Source organism: Amycolatopsis sp. cg5 (assembly GCF_041346955.1).
In the GTDB taxonomy this organism is placed as follows: Bacteria; Actinomycetota; Actinomycetes; order Mycobacteriales; family Pseudonocardiaceae; genus Amycolatopsis.
The window spans coordinates 2,690,858-2,711,356 of record NZ_CP166849.1 but is presented as its reverse complement, the minus strand read 5'-3'; the positions used below and the strand labels follow the sequence as shown (position 1 = coordinate 2,711,356).

Sequence of the window (20,499 nt, the reverse complement as noted above, 5' to 3'; positions counted from 1 at the left end):
AGCGCGGTGTCAACCGGTCAAATAGGATTACATGAAAAGACGGAGCTTTCGTTCACATCCGTGATGAACGAAAGCTCCGTCTTGGTCTGGCGAGGGGCTAGCTGGTCGGGAAGTCGTCCGGGGTCCTGATGCGGTCACGCACCCAGACACCGGCGGGCTTCAGCACCGAGGTGCCGGTGAAGTTGTTCCCGGCACAGGTGCCGGTCTTGAAGACCGCGCCGGACCGCTCGTCGTCCGAGAAGTTCCAGTTGGTCCAGCCGATCTTGTTGGCGTTGAGGAAATCGATGTACTTCTGCGAGTACGCGAAGTCGTTGCCGCCGTCGCCACTGGAGGTCTGCGTGCCGAACTCCGTGATGAACACCGGGATCTTGTCCACGGTCCGCTTCAGCGCGTTGAGGTACTCGTCGTGGTGCGACGCCGCGTAGAAGTGGAAGGTGTACATGATGTTCGTGGCGTTGACCGGGTTGTTGAGGATGTCGCTCTCGTTGCGGCCGTCGGAGATGCCGAACGTGGCCCAGCCGTGCGTGCCGAGGAAGACGACGCCGTCCGGGTCCTGCGCGCGGATCACCGGGATGACCTGCTCCGCGTAGGACTTCACCTTCGCCCAGGTGACGCCGTTGGGCTCGTTGGCGACGTCGTAGATGATGTTGACCTTGTCCTTGTGGCGCTGGGCGATCTCGGTGAAGAAGGTCTTGGCGCGCGCGGTGTTCGCGTTCGGGTCACCGGGGCTGAGCTGATGCCAGTCGACGAGCGCGTACATGCCGCGCTTGGTGGCCTCTTCGATGTAGTTGTGCACCAGGTCGGTGAACTTGCGCGGGTTGGTCTCGTACCCGCCTTCCTGGATGTACATCGCGATGCGCAGGATGTCGGCGCCCCAGTCGGTGGCGAGCGCGTCCAGCGAAGCGGTCTTGACGCACTGCGCGTACCACTGGATGCCGTGCGTGCTCATGCCGCGCAACTGGATCGGCTTGTTGTACTGGTTGCACAGCTTCACACCGCAGACGTGCAGCTGGCCGTTGATCGCGACCGGCGTGCCGCCGCCGGTGCACTTGGTCGTGGTGACGCTGACCGGCGCGCTGCGCGTGGACTTGTTGCCCGCCCCGTCGAAGGCTTCGACGCTGAAGCTGTAGCTCGTCTCCGGGCTCAGGCCGGTGATCGTCGCCGGCGGCTGCGGTGTCGTGGCGACGATGTTGCCGTTGTTCGCGATGACGTTGTAGCCGGCGACGCCCACGTTGTCCGTGGCAGGCGTCCAGTTCAGCGTCGCGCTGGAGCAGCCGACGGCCGAGGAGGTCGGCGTGCCGGGCGCGGACGGCGGGACACTGTCCGGCGGGCCTGCGACCTCGACCGACAACGAGTCGGAGTTCGGGCCGTCGGTGCCCGCCACCGTCGCGCGGATCTTGGACGTGCCCGCAGGCAGGCTCGCCGTGACCGTGGCGGTCTTCCAGGTCGTCCACGCGCCGGTGCCGGGGAACGCGAGGTTGTCCGAGACCAGCGTGCCGTTGACGCTGATGTCGAGTGGCCGGTTGGCCGTGGTTCCGTTGGCGTAGCGGAAGGTCAGCTTCGCCGACCCCGCCTGCGCCGCGGTGACGGTGTACTCGATGTACCCGCCGGTCGTGTTGTCGTAGTTGACGAAGCCGGTGCCGGTGAACCCGGCGTGATTGGACTCGACCACTCCCTTGCTGATCACGGCGTTTTCGGCCTCGTACAGGACGGGGGCCGCGACGGCAGGCTGCGCGACGACCGACGCGGCCGCGGTGGCCAGCAAGGTCAGCAGTGGTACGCGCCATCTTGAGCGGGACATCGAATGCCTCCGGGTTGGTTCAGCTGGCGGAACGTGACGACGGCGGCGGTCATGGTTAATAAAGTTTCCTAACCATTGTGCGCCCGATCACACCAGCTCCCCGATCGGCTGTCAACGGTCAAATCCGACACCGGCCGCTCAACGGTCCAATGGGTCCTTACCGGTCGTCTCGTGCACCACGTTCGACTCCGGCCCGTAGTAGAACGCCCTGACGCGATAAGTCGCCTTCTTCTCATCGGGCATGGTGATGAGTCCGACCGAGTTGATGTCGGGATCGAGCACGGTCACCTCGCGAAAGTCCGGCGCGCCCTCGGGTTTGACCTCGAGCAGGTACCCCTCCTCGTCGCTCGCCCGGTCCGCCCAGGTGAACTTGATCCCGTTGGCGTGCATGATCTCCGCGGTCAGCCCGGCCGGCGCTCCGCCTGCCGTCCCCCTGATCGGCTGCTTGACGGCGCCCGGCTCGGGAAGTGCTTTCGGCGGCGCCCACTCGTGGTCGTTCTGCTGATCCTTCTCGTCGAAGTCACCAGGCGGCAGCGTGACCTCGACCGTCTCGGAAACCGGGCCGTAGAACGGGCGCACCCGGTAGTAGAACGGCGTTTCCGGCATCAGGTCCGGATGCGTGTAGGTGGTCTGCGACGGCGGCATGAACTGCAGGATCGTGAACTTGCCCCGCGGTTCCGTGGCGAACTCGACGATGCGCCCCGCGGCGCCCGGTTCGTCGGCTCGCCAGTTCAGCCGGACCTCGATCGGCGTGACGAGTTCCGCGCTGAGCCGCTCTGGCGCCGGAGCCTGGCCGGGTGACGAGCACGCGCTCAGCGCGATGCCCGCCACCACGGCCAGTTTCAGCAGCTTCAAGCTACTTCTTCCAGAACTGGACGCCGCTCCACACCACGGTGATCGGGCCCTGGCCGCTCGCCGTGCGGTAGGCGCCGAACTTGTCGTAGTAGCTGCCGCTCGCGCTGTTCACGGTGTTCTTGAGCGAGCCGTTGATGTACGTGCGGTGCGTCTTGCCGACCTGGTTGACGGTGTTGACGCGGACGGTCGTGCCCACGGTCGCGCCGGAGGCGATGGTCGCGCCGCCTTCGACCGAGTACAGCCTGCCGCCGCGTTCCACGGCCATGAGGAAGAACGGGCCCGCGCTCCCGCCGTCACGGAAGGTCTGCTTGAGGCTGATCCGGCTGCCGCCCATGCTGACTATCCGGAACGAGCCCTCGAATTGGTGTGTACCACCGGTGTAGGTGGTGTACCGCCGTTCCGCGCGCTGCTCGCCACTGCTGCTGGAGCAGCTCAGCGTGAAGGTCAGGTTGTTCACCGTGCCGCAGCCTTTCTGCTGCACGTTGAATCCCGGTGAATCACTGGTCCAGCCACCGGGTTCGACCTGAGCTTCGGCTGTCTGGGCGCCCAGAACGAGCGCGGCAAGGGCGGCAAGAACCGCCGTCTTCCTCAACATATTCGCGGCAACCTCTCTACATTGGGAGGCGGGTGGCGGCGGCGCGCTCAGCGTAAGAGTTGAGTGAGCGAGGAAACAAGATACCTTTGACGATTGCGGGAAGAACTCTTTACGATTACGCTGTTCGGCCCATCGGACGTGACCTCGGCCGCGCCGACATTTCCGCTGCTCACAGGATTTCGCTGGCCCGATGAGCGGCACCACGACACCGACGAAGGTCTCCCCGCCCCGCCAATCCCGATGAGCGGCACCAAATGCTATTCAAATAACTTCATGAATTCTCATCCTGTGCGAATTCACCGCGTCGCCTATACTATTCAGCGCGAAAGAACGCATTCCGGCGGCGTGCGCGCGCCGAGGTTGCTCTGGCGTGAGCTAGATCGCGCCCGGGTACGGGCGACCGGCCGGTAACCGTGCCTTCCCGTACCTTGGGAAGAGTGACCGATTCGCGTACCTCGCCGCTGAGCCTGCTGGACCAGGAGCAGCCGCCGCTTCCCGAGCGGAAAAGCCGCCGTGGCTGCGCGATCGTCGCGATGCTCGTCGTCGCCTGCCTGATCGCCGTGGCGATCTGGATCTACGACAGCCTGTCCAGCCGCCCGCAGGTGCCTTTCAAGCCGCGGTTCGAAGTACCCGCGCTGCTGCCGGAGCCCAAGACCGCGATCCCGGGTGAAGCCGGCGCGCTGCCGGCTCCCGAGACGCTCGACGCCTGGGTGGCGAAGGTGTCCGACCGCACCGACATCCCGGTGCGCGCGCTGCGCGCGTACGTCAACGCGGCCACCGTCACCGCGGAGAAGTCCCCGGACTGCGGGATCACCTGGGCGACCGTCGCGGGCATCGGCCGGATCGAGTCCCAGCACGGCAGGCACGGCAACTCCGACGTCGACGCCGAAGGTGACGTGAGCCCGCCGATCATCGGGCCCGCGCTCGACGGCTCGCCGGGGTTCCAGAAGATCACCGACACCGACAAGGGCAAGCTCGACGGCGACGCCGAGTGGGACCGCGCGGTCGGCCCGATGCAGTTCCTGCCCGCCACCTGGAGGCGGTGGAGCGCCCGCGCCAACGGTGACGGCGCCGCGCCCGATCCGCAGAACATCGACGACGCCGCGCTGACCACGGCCCGTTACATGTGCGCGAAGGGCGGTGACCTCGCCGACCCGGTCGGCTGGTGGACCGCGGTGCTCACCTACAACAACTCGGCCGCCTATGGCCGCGAAGTGTTCAGCAATGCCGACGCCTACGGAAAAGCCGCGCTCAAGCCCTAACGGTTCGCGCAGAATTCCTTGGCGCGCGTGATCGAACTCGTGAACTCGATTCCGAGATTCGTCAGCTGCATCGCCTGCCGCACTTTCGCCAGCGAATCCGCGAGCGGCCGATATCCGGCGTCACCGGCGGCGGCCGCCTCGGCGAGTTCGGCGGCGGCGTCCCAGCGGCGCGCGACCGTCAGGTCCAGGCCTTTCAACGTCGGCGTCTCCGCCTTGCCGATCGCCAGGCACGCGGCGGCCGCGTCCGCCTCCGCGCCGCTCGGCACGTCCGAGGTCGCCTTCGCCGACCAGGCGACGGCCACCCCGCCGCCGCCGAGCAGCAGGCCCAGCAGCGCACCGGCGCCGAACAGCACACCCCGCCGGATCGGTCGGCCGAACGTGCTCGGCTCGCTCATGCGACTCCCCTCGGCTGGGACCCACCGACGGTACGTGAGCGGCCTGCCGATCACGACGGGCGCGGGAGGCGGCGGTGCGAACCGTTGTCAGTCCGGCAGTAAACGCGTGACCAAGCGCGTCAATTGCCGCACATTGCGACATTCATGCATCGGAATGCAAGTGGCGTATTCATGGGCGGCCGAGTCACCCGTCGACCACAGATCGGTGCGTTCGGGGTTGAGCCAATAAGCATGTTTAGCCGACGCAATGATCTGGCGCAGCGCGGGCAGATTCGGGTCGCCGCCGTTCGTGCGCGCGTCGCCGAGGATGAGCACGGACGTCCGCGAACCGACGGCGTCGGTGTAGCGCTCGGTGAACTCCCGCAGCGCGTTGCCGTAGTCGCTGTGCCCGTCCCAGCGGGTCAGCGTCGCGTCGGCGAGGATGCGGGCGCCGAGGTCCTCCGGATCGGCGGCCCCGCTGTCGACGAGGTGCGTGATCTCGTCGCAGGCGTCGATGAACGCGAAGACCCTGATCTTGCTGAACTGATCCCGCAGCGCCTGGACCAGCAGCATGGTGAAGTTCGCGAACCCCGCCACCGAGCCGGAAAGATCGCACAGCAGCACGATTTCCGGCCTGCCGGGCGCGTGCCTGCGATACGCGGGCTTGAGCGGAACGCCGCCGGTGGACAGCGAACGCCGCAACGTCCGCCGCAGATCCATCTGCCCGCGCGCGTGCCTGCGCCTGCGCGCGGCCAGCCGGGTGGCGAGCTTGCGCGAGAGCGGATGCACGGCCCGGCGCAGCTCCGCCAGCTGCGCGCGGCTGGCCAGCAGGAAGTCGACGCGGTCGGCGCTCGGCGCCACCCCGTGCCGGGCGACGCGCTCGCGTCCCCGCAGCTCAGCGGCCCGGCGGCGGGCTTCGGTGCGCACCAGCTCGCGGAAATCCTCGACCCGGCGCCTGACGTCGTCGCGGTCGAGCCGGTCGGTGAACTCGGCGGGCGTGCCCGCGCGGATGGCCGCGAGCACCCGCACGATCAGCGTCTGCGGCTGCAGCCTGTCCAACGCCTGATGCGCGGACCAGCCGCCACCGGAACCGTTGGCCTCGCCGTACTGGCCCAGCATGTCCACGGCGAGCCCGGCAAGCTGTGTGAGCTCGGCTTGATCGCCTGACGCGAGCGCGCCCGCGAGCTGGTCGCGCAGGTCTTCGGTGTCGACGGGACCGCCGCGTGCCCGTTCCGGCGCGCCTTCGCCGAGCGGGAAGTAGAGGTCGAACGTCGCGTCGAAGACGGCCCGCTGTCCCCCGCGCCGCACGAGCGCGGCGGCCAAGCCCTCCCGCATCCGCTCACGATCGGCGAGCCCGAGCACCTCGAGCGCGGCAGCGGCGTCGACGGTCTCACTCGGCCCTGCCGGAATCCCGTGCTCCCGCAACGCTTCCACGAACTCGACGAGCCGCGTCGGCACGCTCATGGCTTGCCGAGCTCCAGCCGGGCATCGGCCTTGAGCACGTCGTCCTGGTGCTTGAGGATCACGCCGAGGCTGGCGCGCACGACCTCGTCGCTGAGCTTGTCCGCGCCGAGCGCGAGCAGCGTCCGAGCCCAGTCGATGGTCTCCGCCACCGACGGCGCCTTGCGCAGCTCCATCGCCCGCAGCGCGGTGATGACCTTGACCAGCGACTCGGCGACCGCGTCATCGAGCCCCGGCACCTTCAGCCGGACGATGCGCTGCTCGAGTTCCGCGTCCGGGAACCCGATGTGCAGGAACAGGCACCGCCGCCGCAGCGCCTCGGACAGCTCACGGGTGGCATTCGACGTGAGCACCACGAACGGCGGCCGCGTCGCCTTGATGGTGCCCAGCTCGGGCACGGTGATCTGGAAGTCCCCGAGCACCTCGAGCAGCAGGCCTTCGATCTCGACGTCGGCCTTGTCGGTCTCGTCGATCAGCAGCACGGTCGGCTCGTCGCCCCTGATCGCGGTCAGCAGCGGCCTGGCGAGCAGGAACTCCTCGCTGAAGATGTCGGTCCGCGCCTCGTCCCACGTCTCATCACGGCCCGCGGTGATCCGCAGCAGCTGCTTGGCGTGATTCCACTCGTACAGCGCCCGCGACTCGTCGACACCCTCGTAACACTGCAGCCGCACCAGCCGCGACCCGCTGGCCTGCGCGACGGCCTTGGCCAGCTCGGTCTTGCCGACACCCGCGGGCCCCTCGATCAGCAACGGCTTGCCCAGCACATCGGCGAGGAACACGGTGGTCGCGACGGCCGCGGACGCCAGATACCCGGTCTCGGCCAGCCTGGCCTCGACATCATCCACCGACGCGAAGAACTTGGTCCCGGTCACGCCCGCGACTCTACCCGCCAGTAACCCCCGCCCGCCGTTCCAGCCCGAAAGCCACTTCCGGCAGATGCGATCTGACGAAAGTGGCTTTCGGGCTAATCCACGGCCCAGCGATCGGCACCGCCTGGCTCATCGAGCCAAACCTCTTGCCCACCGTTCGCCCAGGTGGTCAACCCGAACCGCTCCGGCCCTGGCTCACCCCGGTCTCTCCACCAGTCGTAGGCGGCTTCGACCTCGTCCCACAGGCAACGAGGGCCGAACTGTAAAACCTCGAAAGCCTCGACGTCCGGGTCGGTGTCGACGCGTGCCCACGACCGCGTGGTCGTGTCGTGCAGCTCGACGATGTGCCGGAACTTCTTGGCCGTCTCTTCTACTGTCCGATAGCAATTCGGAACCCTGAGGCCGATCGCGAAAGCAGCCCGGCTGAACTCGACCAGTTCGTACATGTTGTGGCCACGCAACGAGGTCGTCGACCTGTGCGCCATGGCGATCTGTTCGTCGGTGGGGTCGATGAACTCACGTCGCTGACTTCGAACCCGCATGAACTCCAGATTCCTGCCGAACCTGCCCGACGCCGATCCGTCATCGGCGACGGTGAGCCGCAGCAAGGCCCCGTTGCAGTAATCGGTACCCCATGGCGCGACGATCACTCCCCGCGGCGAAGTTTGCTCGATCCAGGCTCGCGGAATCCGGCGAACCGACGCGGTCGCGATGACACGGTCGTACATCGCACAGTGCGCGTAACCGTCACTGCCGTCCGCCACAACGACGATGGGGCCGTAACCTGCGGCGGACAGGGACTCCTTCGCGCTCAGTGCGATAGCGGGATCTATCTCGATGGAGACGACGACGCCCGCCGGCCCGACACGCGAGGACAAGAGAGCGGCGTTCCATCCCGTACCGGTGCCGATTTCCAGCACACGATGGCCAGGCTGAAGCTCCAGCACGTCGAGCATCTCCGCCACGAGCGATGGCTTGCTGTTCGAACTCGTCGGCGTCTGCCCGACGTCGGTCACCGCGAACCTGCCGTCGTCGACCTGGGTGACGATCGGCTCGTCGGACTTCACGTACGCGTGCCACCGCTCGGGTTCCTCGTCACGAGAGAGCGAAACGAACCCGCGCCCGGCCGGGTTGTCCACCCACACCAGCGACGGGATGAACGGCCAACGCGGCACCTCGTCGAACAACCGCCGCCAATTCGCTTCTTCGCCCGCGGTCTCCACCTAGTCGTCCTGCTTCTTGTGCTTGTTGTCGTCGTCGCCGCCGTCTCCGTAATTCGACCAGTTCGAGGGGTTCGCCTGCCCCTCTCCGTCTCGCTGATCGTCGTGCTTTCCCGCCTTGTCCTTGTCGTTTCCCATGCCACCCTCCGAGGCGTAGTCACCCATGACTGTTGCGCACAGTACTGCGAGACACAACAGCCTGTAACCACTGATTCAGCCTCGTCAATGCCGTGTTCTAGGCGCCTCAGGCATAGGTCCACCATCGGCTCGCACACGTCGCGGTACCGTCGCGCCCGTGCGCCTCTTGCCGTTCGATGAGTATGTGCGTTCACTGCCACGCAAGCGCATGTCCGCTGGAATGCTGCTGCTTGACGAACGACAACGGATTTTGCTCATCGAACCGTCCTACAAGAAACACTTCGACATCCCCGGCGGTGTCGTCGAGGCCGACGAACCTCCGTGGCGAACCTCCGAGCGCGAGCTGTACGAGGAGCTCGGCATCTCGCGGCGCGGACCCGCGATTCTCGTCGATTACATGACGACCACCGACCAGATGCCGGAAGGCATCGCGTGGATCTTCGACGGCGGCCGGATCGACCAGGCCGAAGTCGACCGGCTCGTCCTGACCGATCCCGAGGTCAATTCGGTCGGGTTGTACACACTCGCGGAGATGGAACGGCGCGTCGTTCCCCATCTGGCCCGCCGGCTCGCCGCCGCTGTCGAGGTCGCGGGGACTGGGCAGCTCGCGTTGTGCGAAGACGGTCGTCGCTTAGCGCGCTAGGCTGACCACAGCGTGTGACTCGCCGTCCTGGAGCTGTCGTGACCGCAAGCCCGATCTCTGAGAACCTCGCGCGTATTCGCAAGGCGCGCGACCTCTCGCAGGAGCAACTCGCCGAGAAGTCCGGTCTCGGCGTCGACACCGTCTCGCGTATCGAACAAGGCACCCGCGCGAGCAGCAGGCCGGCCACGCTGCATCGGCTGGCGCACGCCCTTGATGTCACCGTCGAGAAACTCTTGGGCGGGACGCCGGACAAGGCTGGAATCGCCGCAGGCGAGGTCGCCTCACTTCGCAAGGCGATCACAGCAGGCGACCATATCCCGGGCCTGACGGACTTCGCCGAATCAGCCGAAACGGTGAGCCTCAAAGCCGCCGAAAGATCAGCGCACAACGCCTGGCGGGCATACGTCGACGGCCACCACGCCGAGCTTCTTCACGCGCTGCCCGTTGTGCTCGTCGACGCTCGGCGGCTCGTCCGCGCGACTGCCGGCTTCGAACAAGCCGCGGCCCACCGGGTCCTGTCGACCGCGTACCGGCTCGGGGCTGGTCTGGCAGGCAGGCTCGAACTCGACGACCTCGCCTGGACCTCGGCCGAGCTGGCACTGCGGGCGGCCGCGCACTCCGACGCACCGGATATCGAATCGGCCGTGTCCCTGCGGTACCTCGCGTGGACGTTGATTCGGCAAGGTCGCGAGTCCGAAGCCGAACAAGTCGCGGTGAAGGCAGCGGAGAAGATCCAGCCGGGCATGCTCGACCGCGACCCCGCGCGAGCGGGCGTGTTCGGGAACCTTCTGTTCAACGCCGCGACCGCCGCCTTGCGAACAGGGAACGCAGACCGTGCTGAGGATCTGCTCGCCGAGGCGCAGGCGGCCGCGGTCCGCGCCCGGTCGGACAGTGCCAGCGAGGCCGCGATCTTCGGCCCGCGAGTCGCCGCTCTCCAGCAGATCGAGCGGGCCGTCCGCGCCGGCGATCCGGAACTGGCACTGCGTTTGGCGGGCTCGGTGCCCGAGGTGCGGGGCGGCGAGGTGCCCGCGTTCTGGGAAAGCGGTCATCGGCTCATGCCGGCCTCGGCCGCCGCCGAGCTACGGCGTGACCGCGAAGCCCTGCGATACCTCGTCGAGGCGCGCGACCTTGCGCCGGATTGGGTGCGGTACCAACCGCTCGGCGCGACCATCATGGAACATTTGCTGGACCGCGCGCCGCGCCGTTTTGGCACCAGGCTTGGCGAGCTCGCCGCGCACTACGGGATCTGCTGACCGACAAGCGCGGTCAGGCCAAGGCCTCGATGCGGGCGGCGACCTCGGCCGGGGTAGGCATGGCGGCGATCTCGGCCGCGACCTCACGCGAGGCGAGGCTGAGCTTTTCGTCGGTCAGGAGGCGGGCCAGCAGGGCGGGTGAGAGGTCTCCGGCGACCGCGCGGAGGCCGGCGCCTCGGCCGTGGACCGCGTTGGCGTAGCGGTCGGAGCCGTCGGGGAGCACGAGCTGGGGGACGCCGTGGGCGAGTGAGGTCAGCGAGGTTCCGCCGCCGCCGTGGTGGACGGTCGCGGCGGAGTTCGCGACGACGCCGTCCCACGGCACCCAGCCCACCGCGCGGACATTGCGCGGTAACTCGCCGAGGGTCGAGATGTCGATCTTGCCCATGACGAGTGCGAACTCGGCGTCGACTTCGGCGGCCGCCGCGATGAGGTGGTCGAGTCTGCTGAGTCCGTCGACCTTCGGTGGGACGGTGCCGAGGGTGACCGCCACCCTGGGCCGGTCCGCGCGCGAGGCGAGCCAGGCGGGCAGGGTGGACACGCCGTTGAACGCGACCGGGCGCATCGGCCAGCCGTTTTCCTGTGCCGGGGCCATACTGCGCGGCGCGACGTCGAGGACGCCGAGTGGGGATGGGACGTCGATGCCGAGGCGGTCCAGTGCCGGCGCCAGGTCGGTCAGCATCAGGTCGCGCAGGTGCCCGGTCCTGATGAAGCCCAGATCGCATTGCAGCGCGGGGACACCGAGCTTGGCCGCGGCGAGCAGGCCCGCCGGGAAGAGGTAGTCGTAGACGACCACGTCGGGCCGCCAGCACCGTCCGAGGTCCACAAAGGATTCCACTGCCGAGTCATTGACGAGTGCCGCGAGGCGGACGAAGACCTCCCGGTCACCGGAATTCGTCTCGACCGTGCGGGCGAGTAAGTCAGGTCGCTCTTTGGCGGCGCGGCGGCGGAGTTCGGTGCGCCAGTCCAAACCGGGGCGCGCGTTGACGAAGGGTAAACCGGAGGAGGTCACCACTTCGCCGCCGTCAAGGGAAGCGAACAATACTTCGTTGCCTCTGGCGTGCAGTGCGGCCGCCAGCGGCACCAACGGGAACAGGTGCCCGATAGCCGGGACACCGGTGAACAGTACGCGCATCTTTCGGCCCACTTCCGACGAATAGAGCCGGACACTACCAGGCCAGGACTCCCCTATTCCGGACGAATTAGGGGTAGCTGCGGCCCGCCTGCCGCTATTAGCCTTGCATGAACGGGGCAACCGCGATCGATGTGGCAGGTATGACGACGAATAGCGAACCCAGCACCGCACCGGAACCGTCCGGCTCGATTCCGGCACTGATCGGCGAGCGGCTGACCCTCTCGGCGTTCTCGCAGCTCTCGGGCACGCTGGGCAGCTACCCGTACGTCAAGCTGGTGGTGGACAGGGACACTTCGAAGATCCACTTCATCAACAGCGCGCACGACCTGTTCCATGTGAAGTACATCGCCAGGAATATTCTCGGAATTCCGATGCTGGAATTGGAGAACTCGCTCGACTCGTTCAATTACGAGGTCTACAAAAAGCCGGACCGCCGATTCCTGCTCGGCATTCTCTCGCTGCACAAGCTGGCCGATCCCGGCGCGAACCAGGAGCCCCGGTTCTTCTCGCTGGAAACCGTCGAAGCGGACACGATGACCGCTGAGATGCTCCAGTTCTTCTACAATTTCGTCCGCGATCACGTCGACCAGGCGTTGCCGCTGCTGCTCAAGCCCGCGAATCATCTGCAAGAGGGTTACGTCGAGCGGATACCGGCCGCCGAACTGCCGCGCATCCTCGCGCACGAACTGTTCTCCTCCGCGCCGTTCGTCGCGCTGAACCCCGGCAAGACCTGGGGCAGGCTACGGCTGTTCCACTCCGAGCAGGAGTACCGCGAGACCACGGATCCCTTGCAGTGGCACGACATCATCGTCATGCACCGGGTGCCGGACGACATCCCCCGCCTCGCCGGGATCATCAACGCCGAGCACACCACGCCGTTGTCCCACACCAACATCCTGGCCGCCGGCTGGCAGATACCCAACGCGGTCCAGCTCGGCGTGTTCGAGACGGCGGAACCGCTCGACGGCCAGTGGGTCCAGTACACAGTGGATGGTGCGGAGACCGCGATCGGCCTCGAACGCATCGAGCGACCGTCCGAAGCGGACAATCACCCTTCGTGGGTCGCCAGCCAGGTCGTGCTGGAACGCCCCGAGGTCACCGAAAGCCCGATCGTGCCGCTGTCCGGGCTGCGCTGGGCCGACGCGTACCGCTACGGCACCAAGGCGGCCAACCTCGGCGAGCTGTTCGAGGTGATGGAGCACGGCTCGAACCGGCTGTTCGGCTTCTACCGCATCCCGCGCCCGCCGCGGAAGAACCTGCTGGGCTACCTCGCCAAGCAGCTCGACGTCGCCGACCCCGAAGACGTGAGCGCGATGGCGGCCGCCGCGGCCAAGCTGTTCGCCGACCACCTCAGCGTGCCACGCGGGATAGCGCTTCCTTTCTCGCTGCACCAACGCTTTCTGGAGTCCTCACCCAGCATCCAGCAGGCGATCGGCAAGCTCAAGATGGCGCTGGAACTCGGCGCCCGCGAGGTCGACGCGCTGTGCGTGCAGCTGCAGCGGCTCATCCGGGGCGCGAAGATCCCGCAGCCGATCCTCAAGGAGATCGACGACGCGATCATCGAGCACCTGTCCGGCACCAGCACCTTCGTCGTGCGCAGCTCGTCGAACGCCGAAGACCTCGCCGGTTTCTCCGCGGCGGGCATCTACGAGTCGATCAACCACGTCAGCACCGCGCTGACCATCGTCGACAGCATCAAGGAGGTCTGGGCCTCGCTGGTGTCCGCGCGCAGTGTCCGGCTGCGTGAGCAGGCGGGCATCTCGCTCGACGACTGCTACATGGGCGTGATCATCCAGGAGCAGGTCGCCGCCGACCTCGGCGGCGTGCTGGTCACCAGCAACCCGATGGCGCAGAGCGACTTCCGCAACGTCTACCTCAACGCCACGCCGAAGGTCACCGACGTGATGGAGGGCAACACCGTCCCGTTGCAGTACCTCTACAACACCGTCGAAGGCGGCGGCCGCACCGTCTCGCTCGGCGCGGCCGGCGTCGACCTCGACGGCGCGGCCAAGGATCAGCTGCAGAAGCTCGCGCTCGCCGGTCGCCTGCTGCAGTCGCATTTCGCGCCCGACTACACCTTCGGCAGCCCGGTCGACATCGAGTGGGCGGCGGACGCGAAGACGGTGTACCTGCTCCAGCTACGCCCGTACGCGGGGTGACCGACGTCAGCCGGGTGATCCGGCTCTACAAGACCTTCTCGCTGTTCAACGGGCTGCTGTGGTGGCTGCCGATCTTCTATCTCTACCAGCGCCAGGTCGGGCTTTCCGACAGCGAGATCTTCGGCATCCAGAGCATCTACTACGTCGCGTTCCTGCTGCTGGACATCCCGGCGAGTGTGCTGGCCGACCGGTTCGACTACCGGAAATTCCTCGTCGCGGGCGCCGGAACGCTCCTGCTCGCGAATCTGGCGCCGGTGCTGTGGCCGTCCTATTTCGGTTTCCTGTCGCATTTCCTCCTGACCGCGGTCGCCTATTCACTGACCTCCGGCGCCGGAAGTGCTTACCTGTACGAATATCTGCATCGCCGGGGCGCCGACGACCGCTATCGCCAGGCCGAAGGCGGCGCGCGGGCGTACAGCCTGATCGGCCGGATCGTCTGTCTCCCGGCCGCCGGTCTGCTGATGCAGTGGTACCTGCCTTCGCCGTACCTGCTCTCGGCGCTGAGCGTCGGCATCGCCGCGGTCGTCGCGATGCGCCTGCCGCCATTGCCCGGCGATCAGCCCCACGAGAAGGCCGAGAAGTGGGGTTCGCTCGGGCCGTCCTGGGTGCTGCTGCGCAAGTCGCGGATGCTGATTCTCCTTATGGTGCAAGGCGTCGCGGTGTTCACGTTGGTGAGAATCCTGCAGAGCAACCTGTTCCAGCCGATCCTCGACTCGAAGCAGCTGCCGGTGACCGCGTTCGGCCTGGTGATGGCGGGCACGACGGTGTTCGAGGCGCTCGGCGCCGCGCGCCCGTCCTGGCCGCGGCGCTATCTCGGTGACATCCGGGCGATCTTCGTGCTGACGCTGATCATGGGCGGCTGTCTCGCGCTGGTGGTCCCGGCGGGCGTGGCGGCGACCATCGCGTGCCTGTGCGTGTTCTCGTTCTCCAGCGGGCTCGCGTTCCCCATCCAGCGGCAGCTGATCAACGACGCGATCACCGACCCGCGCTGCCGCGCCACCCTGCTCTCACTCGAATCGCTGATCGACCGGGCGGTGTGCGCGCTGGTCATCCTGGCGCTGGGCAGCTATCTCGCCGCCGGGAAGATGAACCAGTTCCTCGTTCTCGTGGCCGTCGGCACCGCCGTCCTGATGGGCGCCCTCGTCACCCTGATCCATCTGGTCGAACGGCAGCAACGCGTGCTGGAAGGAACACCATGAGCAAGATCCTCTACCTCTACGTCAGGGGTGGCGCGCCGCTGGAGTACGCGTTCCCGCGCATCGCGGCCCGCGGCGAACTCCACGTGCTCGCGCTGAGCCCGATGCCGGAAGCGGGCGAGGACGACTGGCGCCCCGCGTGCACCAGCATCACCGAACGCCACACGGACCTGCGCGGCGACGCGCTGGTCGACTACGTCGCCGAGTTCGCGCGCGAGCTGGGCGCGGACGCGATCCTCACGCTGTCCGAGTTCGCCGTGCTGATGGTCTCGCGGGTCGCGGCCAAGCTCGGCCTGCGCGGCGCCGGGCCGAATCTGGTCAAGGCGCGCGACAAAAGACTGATGCGGGAAGCGTGGGCGGCCTCGGGCTCGCCGATCCCGGCTTTCCGGCGCGTGACAAGCGAATCCGACCTCCGTGAGGCACTTGAGACACTCAGTCCGCCGATGCTTCTCAAGCCCGCCTGGGGCGCGGGCTCGGTGGCCCAGCTCGTGCTTAACAAGCCGAGTGAAGCCGGCCCGGCGTGGGCAGAGGTCGCCCAGGCGCTGCAGAAGGGCAGCGAGGTCGGCATGAACGAGCTGTACCAGTCGGGCACGGACGGCGATCTGCTGATCGAAGAGATCATCGACAGCTCGACCGAGGGCTGGTACCCCGATGCGGGCTACGGCGACTACGTCAGCGTCGAAGGCATCGTCGCGGGCGGGGTCTATCACCCGCTGTGCATCACCGGGCGGCTGCCGTCGATCCCGCCGTTCACCGAGGTCGCGAGCACCGCGCCGTGCGCGCTGCCGGTCGACCTGCAACGACAGCTCGAAGAGGTGTCACGCCAGGCCGTCGACGCGCTCGGCCTCGACACCTGCGGCACGCACACCGAACTCAAGCTCACCCCCGACGGCCCGAAACTGATCGAGACCGGCGCGCGGTTCGGCGGTGTGCTGATCACCGAAGAGATCGAGACCGTCTACGGCTTGGACGTGATCGGCATGCTCACCCGCCAGCTGCTCGGCGAGGACGTCGCGTACCCGGCACGCATGCTCGTCGAAGGCACGCGCGCGGCGGCCTCGGTCGCGGTGATCCCCACCGACTCCGCCGGAAACCCTTGGCGGACAACACCGCTGTGGAACCCGGCCGCGGTCGACTGGAGCGCGATCCTGTCGCCGGGCAGCACCATCGAGGAGTCGAAGGCGTTCGCCATGCCCACCGGCCAGCCGGTCCCGCCGTACGATCAGTCGGGTGGCTCGCGCAACTGGCTCGGCGTCTTCCTGGTGACCGCGAACGACGCGGAGACCCTGCGCCGCGACTGTAACGCCGTCCTCAATGGACTCGAAGCGGCGTTGAACCGCCTTAGCCTGCAGGCGGTTCGGTAGCCCAGGGTTCCCGAGTGGTGGTGACCAGCCTGCCCGTTTCCCAGGATTCCCTGATCGCCAACGCGATCAGCTGATCCTGGCACGCTTCGGCGAGCGGGTAAGGCTGGTTCCCGATCTGTTCGAGCATGCTCGCGATGGCGATCTCTTCATCGGAAAGCCTTGCGGGGAAATAAGGATTGCTCCAGCAGACCTCGCCGTCGAGGGTCAGCGTGTCGAGCGCGTGGCCTTCCAGATTGCCGTCCATCCCGGTCTGCCTGCGCTCGATCCGGCTCCGCGCGGTCATCCGGTGCACGACATCGTCGACGATCTCGCCGTGCGTTCCGCTGACCACGTGCCGGTGTGTCCTCAGTGGATGCCACCACTGGCCGTCGGTGAAGTCGTAGAGCCCGACTCTCCCGTCCCCGAAGTCGAGCGTGGCCACGACCCGGTGCGCCGTGACGAGCTCTTCATGGTCCGGCCGTCCCGACCGGTCCGGACCTTTCAGCAGCGGCGCCGCGAACCGTCGCGCGCTGACCGTCGCGGGTGCGAACCCGACGCCGAGCGCCCCGCGGATGAGCGCGACAGCGTGATAATCATGCGTCGACGACACCTGCGCGCCGGTGACCGTGCCGAGAACTCCCTTACGTGCCAAGCTTTCCCGGACCGCGTGCATCGGCTGGAACGGATACTGCTCGGCCACCTGCACCAGGCCCGACGCGCCGGCTTCCGCCCACAGCCGCCTGAGCGCGTCCCGATCTCCCGCCGGCGGCGTCTCGGACAGCACCGGCAGGCCGTGCCGGACCAGCTCGGCCACGATCCCGGGGTTCGCCTCGCGCGGCACGGACGTCACGACGAAATCCGGGTTCCGCGTCAGAAGTCCGTCGATGTCCCGATAAGTGGGCACACCCCAGGCTTGTTCGACTTCGGCGCCACGCTCGGCCGTGCGCGTCACCATGCCGACGACGGTGAACCGCTCGGGCAGCGCACGCGCGATGCGCAGGTAGAAGTCCGCGCGCCAGCCATGCCCGACGATGCCGAACCGGAATGGTTTCATGGCACCGAGTCTAGAGTCTGATCTCTTGGTGAGGTTTCGCGCCACAAGTCCGAATCAGCTGCCATCCTTCGTCTATTCATCAGATGTATTTCTTGACATTGGTCTGGTCCTCTCGTCAAGGTGAGGCTCTCTGGTCCCCGGTGAGACGGAGTTCGCACCTTGCGCAAGATCGCCTCAGTCGCAGCGGCTTTGCTGACACTGCCCCTCGTCCCGTTACCGGCCACAGCGGCACCGCCTCCACCGGAACCGCAGCTCCAGCGGTATTTCACGCTGCCGACCGGCGATCACGTCCTGCTGACCGGGCACGGCGAGAGCGCGAAGCCACGCTTCCTGCCCGCACCGGGGCACAGCCCGATCGCGGTCACCTCCAAGGTCAACGGCCAGTTCACCGTGGTGCCCGCCGGTCAACTCAAACACCTGACCTCTTTGGACGCCTACCGGATCGGACCCGCCGAGCCGCGCGGCGTCGAAGCGAGCAGCCAGATGTCCTTGCTGCACGTCAAAGCCGTCAACCACACCGGCAAGAAGGCGGCGGCCGCCGAGGTGCTCGTGGTCAACACCGACAACCTGGCGACCGCGTCCTGGGACGGCGTCATGCTCGACGGTGACGCCCGCATCCAGGTGCCGAACGGGCACTACAGCGTGGCCGTCGCGATCTTCGACACCGACGAGCACGACAACCCGGTCAACACCGAGCTGCTCACCCAGACCGACGTGACCGTCTCCACCGGTGGCGCCACCGTCGCGCTCGACGGCCGCGCCGCGCACCCGGTCTCCTTCGTGACGCCGCTGCCCAGCGTGCATCAGGCGGCGGTGGCCGGCTGGGAGCGCGGCCCCAAGGGCAGGCTGGCGTCCTTCGACATCGGCGCGATGGCGGGCACCAGTTTCTATGTCGGCGCCGCCGAAAAGCCCAAGTACGGCGTGCTGAACTTCTCGATGGTCGCGCGCGAGCTTTCCCCACCGTCCGCGCCGAAGCCGTACAGCTACTTCATCGGCATCCCCAAGGCCGACCACGTCCCGATCGAGCAGACCTACCCGGTCAACCCGGCCACACTGGCCACAGTGGACTCGACGTACCCCACCGACCTGCCGGGCCAGGACCTGATCCTCTGGGACGACTGGGCCATCCCCGGCGCCGGACCGGCCAACCCGGCGATGCCCACCCTCCCGTACGTGGAGGTGCACGCCCCGTCGGCCGACCGGCGCTATGTGACCGTGGCGCCCGGCCTGGACTACGACGGCCTGATGCTGCCCAACGACGGCGGCGCTCCGCTCGACGGTGAACTGGAACGGCACTTGACGCTCAAGGCGGGCGAGCACCGTTCGCTCACCTGGCGCGACGGGCTGATCCTGCCCGCTCCCGCCACTGTGGACGGTCCGTGCTTCCTGTGCCGCACCGCGGACAAGCTGGCCGGTGTCGGCGTGATGGACACCGACGCGGCTGGCGACATCGGCCAGTGGAGCCAGGGCACGACGACCATCACCGAGGACGGCAAGCAGATCTACCAGGACACCACCCAGGGCGTGATGTTCGAGCAGGCGCTCAAGGCCGGCAAGCACCGCTACGCCTACTCGATCGACGACACCCACGACGGCGTGGCCACCAATCTGTCCACGCACACCCAGATCACCTGGGGCTTCGACTCCGCGACGACCGCGAAGTCCGCTCCCCTGCCCATTTTCTACAGCCGCGCAGCCTTCAACACCGACCGGCACAGCTCGCTCGCACCGGGCGAGGCGACGATGTCACTGGTCTTCCAGCACCAGCCGGGCGCGGCCGACAGCCCGCTCAAGTCCGCCGCGGTCTCGTCTCCTACGACAACGGCAAGACCTGGCTTCCCGTAACCACCTCGGTCGTGGATGCCAAGCACGCCAAGGGAACCTGGACCGTCCCGGCGAACGCCAAGCCCGGCTACCTCGCCGTGCGCGTCCACGCCGAAGACACCCAAGGGTCCACTGTGGACGAAACGGTCGAGCACGCGGCACTCGTCAACGCCCCTGACGGCCTGCCGGGCGCGGCGCCCGCCGATCCGGCCGAAACCGCGGCCAAACCGGCCTGCGGCGCGGCGCCCGCCGGGTACGCGCGCTGCTTCGCCGTCGCGGACAAGCGCCCGCAGGCAGCCGGAAAGGCGCTTCCGGACGGCATCGCGCGCGCGGATCTGCTCTCGGCGTACAAGATCCCGGCGACCGGCGGCGCGGGCCGTACCGTCGCCGTGGTCAACGCCTACGACGACCCGACCGCCGAAGCCGACCTGGCCGTCTACCGCAAGACGTACGGACTTCCGCCGTGCACGACCGCGAACGGCTGCTTCAAGAAGGTGAACGGGGCAGGCAAGACCACGCCGCTCCCCCAGCCCGACGCGGGCTGGAGTTCGGAGATCTCACTGGACCTGGACATGGTCTCGGCCGTCTGCCCCGACTGCAAGATCCTGCTCGTCGAGGCCGACGACGCGTCGCTCGAAGCGATGACCGCCGCCGAGCGGACCGCGACCGGCTCCGGCGCGGTCGCGGTGTCCAACAGCTGGGGTTCCGACGAGAACACGCTGAGCCCGAAGCTGGCCGACGCGTTCAAGCACGCGGGCGTCGCGGTCACCGCGGCCAGCGGTGACGCCGGCTTCATCCAAGCGGCCTGGCCCGCCTCACTCCCCGACGTGATCGCGGTCGGCGGCACCTCGCTCACCAAGAAGCCGGGTACCACGCGCGGCTGGACCGAAACCGCGTGGAAGCGCGCGGGTTCGGGCTGCTCCGCCTATTTCGCGAAACCGTCGTGGCAGAAGGACACCCACTGCGGGATGCGCACCAGCTCGGACATCTCCGCGGTCGCCGACCCGGTCACCGGCGTGGCCGTCTACGACCAGGGCGACTGGGGCGTCTTCGGCGGCACCAGCGCCTCGTCGCCGATCATCGCCGCGATGATCGCGCTGGCCGGGAACTCCGCCTCGCTGACCAACGCCAAGCACATCTACGCCCACCCGTCGGCGCTGTTCGACGTCACCTCGGGCAGCAACGCCCACTGGGACTGCGGCGGCGACTACCTCTGCACGGCGGGCAAGGGCTACGACGCCCCGACCGGCATGGGCACCCCGAACGGACTCGGCGCCCTGTAAGGGCTCGTGCGCGTTGCGGGCGGTTAGAACCGCCCGC

General features: G+C 67.7%; 19 protein-coding genes. 9 read left to right on the top strand and 10 right to left on the bottom strand.

The features are described 5' to 3' along the window. Nucleotides 1-97: 97 nt before the first annotated feature. The 3 genes from AB5J62_RS12460 to AB5J62_RS12450 form a co-directional block, all read right to left on the bottom strand. Nucleotides 98-1,801 (bottom strand): cellulase family glycosylhydrolase, encoded by a 1,704-nt coding sequence (locus AB5J62_RS12460; RefSeq protein WP_370948365.1) that lies wholly within the window; start codon nt 1,799-1,801, stop codon nt 98-100. A 138-nt stretch (nt 1,802-1,939) separates the two neighbouring features. Further along, a complete protein-coding gene (locus tag AB5J62_RS12455) occupies nt 1,940-2,656 on the bottom strand; it encodes a fibronectin type III domain-containing protein (RefSeq protein ID WP_370948364.1) in 717 nt (238 codons plus the stop codon). Between the two features lies 1 nt (nt 2,657). Next, entirely contained in the window at nt 2,658-3,251 is a 594-nt protein-coding gene (locus AB5J62_RS12450; protein ID WP_370948363.1) for a hypothetical protein, read from the bottom strand. 93 nt (nt 3,252-3,344) lie between these two features. On the opposite strand from AB5J62_RS12450, the gene AB5J62_RS12445 reads away from it, so the two are divergent. Then, the gene (locus AB5J62_RS12445) at nt 3,345-3,662 is read left to right on the top strand and encodes a hypothetical protein (RefSeq protein WP_370948362.1); all 318 of its coding nucleotides are present in this window, start codon (nt 3,345-3,347) and stop codon (nt 3,660-3,662) included. Between the two features lie 26 nt (nt 3,663-3,688). Beyond that, the gene (locus AB5J62_RS12440) at nt 3,689-4,513 is read left to right on the top strand and encodes a lytic transglycosylase domain-containing protein (RefSeq protein WP_370948361.1); all 825 of its coding nucleotides are present in this window, start codon (nt 3,689-3,691) and stop codon (nt 4,511-4,513) included. Here AB5J62_RS12440 and AB5J62_RS12435 read toward each other — a convergent pair. The 5 genes from AB5J62_RS12435 to AB5J62_RS12415 all read right to left on the bottom strand — a co-directional run bounded on the left by AB5J62_RS12435 (nt 4,510) and on the right by AB5J62_RS12415 (nt 8,575). Beyond that, nucleotides 4,510-4,908, bottom strand: coding sequence for a hypothetical protein (locus AB5J62_RS12435; protein WP_370948360.1), 399 nt, complete (start codon nt 4,906-4,908; stop codon nt 4,510-4,512). The two genes, AB5J62_RS12440 and AB5J62_RS12435, sit on opposite strands and share 4 nt — an antisense overlap. 87 nt (nt 4,909-4,995) lie before the next feature. Further along, nucleotides 4,996-6,351 carry a VWA domain-containing protein gene (locus AB5J62_RS12430; protein ID WP_370948359.1) on the bottom strand — a complete coding sequence of 452 codons (1,356 nt, stop codon included), beginning with the start codon at nt 6,349-6,351 and terminating at the stop codon, nt 4,996-4,998. Continuing rightward, nucleotides 6,348-7,220 (bottom strand): AAA family ATPase, encoded by an 873-nt coding sequence (locus tag AB5J62_RS12425; RefSeq protein WP_370948358.1) that lies wholly within the window; start codon nt 7,218-7,220, stop codon nt 6,348-6,350. Before AB5J62_RS12425 ends, AB5J62_RS12430 begins: the two co-directional genes overlap by 4 nt. A 92-nt stretch (nt 7,221-7,312) precedes the next feature. After that, complete coding sequence (locus tag AB5J62_RS12420) at nt 7,313-8,440, bottom strand: protein-L-isoaspartate(D-aspartate) O-methyltransferase (RefSeq protein ID WP_370948357.1); 1,128 nt, start codon at nt 8,438-8,440, stop codon at nt 7,313-7,315. Next, nucleotides 8,441-8,575: a hypothetical protein gene (locus tag AB5J62_RS12415; RefSeq protein WP_370948356.1), complete on the bottom strand. Its 135-nt coding sequence runs from the start codon at nt 8,573-8,575 to the stop codon at nt 8,441-8,443. It abuts the gene before it with no gap. Between the two features lie 184 nt (nt 8,576-8,759). Between AB5J62_RS12415 and AB5J62_RS12410 the strand changes: the two genes are divergently transcribed. Together AB5J62_RS12410 and AB5J62_RS12405 are read left to right on the top strand one after the other, a co-directional pair. Then, entirely contained in the window at nt 8,760-9,218 is a 459-nt protein-coding gene (locus tag AB5J62_RS12410; protein ID WP_370948355.1) for an NUDIX domain-containing protein, read from the top strand. Between the two features lie 38 nt (nt 9,219-9,256). Then, nucleotides 9,257-10,471 carry a helix-turn-helix domain-containing protein gene (locus tag AB5J62_RS12405; RefSeq protein WP_370948354.1) on the top strand — a complete coding sequence of 405 codons (1,215 nt, stop codon included), beginning with the start codon at nt 9,257-9,259 and terminating at the stop codon, nt 10,469-10,471. 13 nt (nt 10,472-10,484) lie between these two features. Here the strand turns inward: AB5J62_RS12405 and AB5J62_RS12400 are convergent, their stop codons facing one another. Beyond that, on the bottom strand, nt 10,485-11,603 hold the full coding sequence (locus tag AB5J62_RS12400) for a glycosyltransferase (protein WP_370948353.1): 1,119 nt from the start codon (nt 11,601-11,603) through the stop codon (nt 10,485-10,487). 140 nt (nt 11,604-11,743) lie between these two features. Between AB5J62_RS12400 and AB5J62_RS12395 the strand changes: the two genes are divergently transcribed. From AB5J62_RS12395 to AB5J62_RS12385, 3 genes are read left to right on the top strand one after another with little or no spacing between them, the layout of a single operon-like run. Then, nucleotides 11,744-13,762 (top strand): PEP/pyruvate-binding domain-containing protein, encoded by a 2,019-nt coding sequence (locus tag AB5J62_RS12395; protein ID WP_370948352.1) that lies wholly within the window; start codon nt 11,744-11,746, stop codon nt 13,760-13,762. Beyond that, a complete protein-coding gene (locus tag AB5J62_RS12390) occupies nt 13,759-14,961 on the top strand; it encodes an MFS transporter (RefSeq protein WP_370948351.1) in 1,203 nt (400 codons plus the stop codon). Before AB5J62_RS12395 ends, AB5J62_RS12390 begins: the two co-directional genes overlap by 4 nt. Continuing rightward, nucleotides 14,958-16,322 carry an acetyl-CoA carboxylase biotin carboxylase subunit family protein gene (locus AB5J62_RS12385; protein WP_370948350.1) on the top strand — a complete coding sequence of 455 codons (1,365 nt, stop codon included), beginning with the start codon at nt 14,958-14,960 and terminating at the stop codon, nt 16,320-16,322. Before AB5J62_RS12390 ends, AB5J62_RS12385 begins: the two co-directional genes overlap by 4 nt. Here AB5J62_RS12385 and AB5J62_RS12380 read toward each other — a convergent pair. Beyond that, nucleotides 16,300-17,355 carry a Gfo/Idh/MocA family protein gene (locus tag AB5J62_RS12380; RefSeq protein ID WP_370948349.1) on the bottom strand — a complete coding sequence of 352 codons (1,056 nt, stop codon included), beginning with the start codon at nt 17,353-17,355 and terminating at the stop codon, nt 16,300-16,302. The genes AB5J62_RS12385 and AB5J62_RS12380 overlap by 23 nt on opposite strands. Before the next feature lie 159 nt (nt 17,356-17,514). Between AB5J62_RS12380 and AB5J62_RS12375 the strand changes: the two genes are divergently transcribed. Both AB5J62_RS12375 and AB5J62_RS12370 read left to right on the top strand, forming a co-directional pair. Continuing rightward, nucleotides 17,515-19,200, top strand: coding sequence for a hypothetical protein (locus AB5J62_RS12375; RefSeq protein WP_370948348.1), 1,686 nt, complete (start codon nt 17,515-17,517; stop codon nt 19,198-19,200). 11 nt (nt 19,201-19,211) lie between these two features. Continuing rightward, nucleotides 19,212-20,462, top strand: a complete 1,251-nt coding sequence (locus AB5J62_RS12370; RefSeq protein ID WP_370948347.1) for a S8 family serine peptidase — start codon at nt 19,212-19,214, stop codon at nt 20,460-20,462. Nucleotides 20,463-20,499: the final 37 nt, after the last annotated feature.

Excerpts from the sequence above, each read along its gene's own strand:
- AB5J62_RS12460 (WP_370948365.1), bottom strand. The coding sequence starts at position 1,801 with ATGTCCCGCTCAAGATGGCGCGTACCACTGCTGACCTTGCTGGCCACC.
- AB5J62_RS12450 (WP_370948363.1), bottom strand. The coding sequence starts at position 3,251 with ATGTTGAGGAAGACGGCGGTTCTTGCCGCCCTTGCCGCGCTCGTTCTG.
- AB5J62_RS12435 (WP_370948360.1), bottom strand. The coding sequence starts at position 4,908 with ATGAGCGAGCCGAGCACGTTCGGCCGACCGATCCGGCGGGGTGTGCTG.
- AB5J62_RS12430 (WP_370948359.1), bottom strand. The coding sequence starts at position 6,351 with ATGAGCGTGCCGACGCGGCTCGTCGAGTTCGTGGAAGCGTTGCGGGAG.
- AB5J62_RS12415 (WP_370948356.1), bottom strand. The coding sequence starts at position 8,575 with ATGGGAAACGACAAGGACAAGGCGGGAAAGCACGACGATCAGCGAGAC.
- AB5J62_RS12400 (WP_370948353.1), bottom strand. The coding sequence starts at position 11,603 with ATGCGCGTACTGTTCACCGGTGTCCCGGCTATCGGGCACCTGTTCCCG.
- AB5J62_RS12395 (WP_370948352.1), top strand. The coding sequence starts at position 11,744 with ATGACGACGAATAGCGAACCCAGCACCGCACCGGAACCGTCCGGCTCG.
- AB5J62_RS12385 (WP_370948350.1), top strand. The coding sequence starts at position 14,958 with ATGAGCAAGATCCTCTACCTCTACGTCAGGGGTGGCGCGCCGCTGGAG.
- AB5J62_RS12380 (WP_370948349.1), bottom strand. The coding sequence starts at position 17,355 with ATGAAACCATTCCGGTTCGGCATCGTCGGGCATGGCTGGCGCGCGGAC.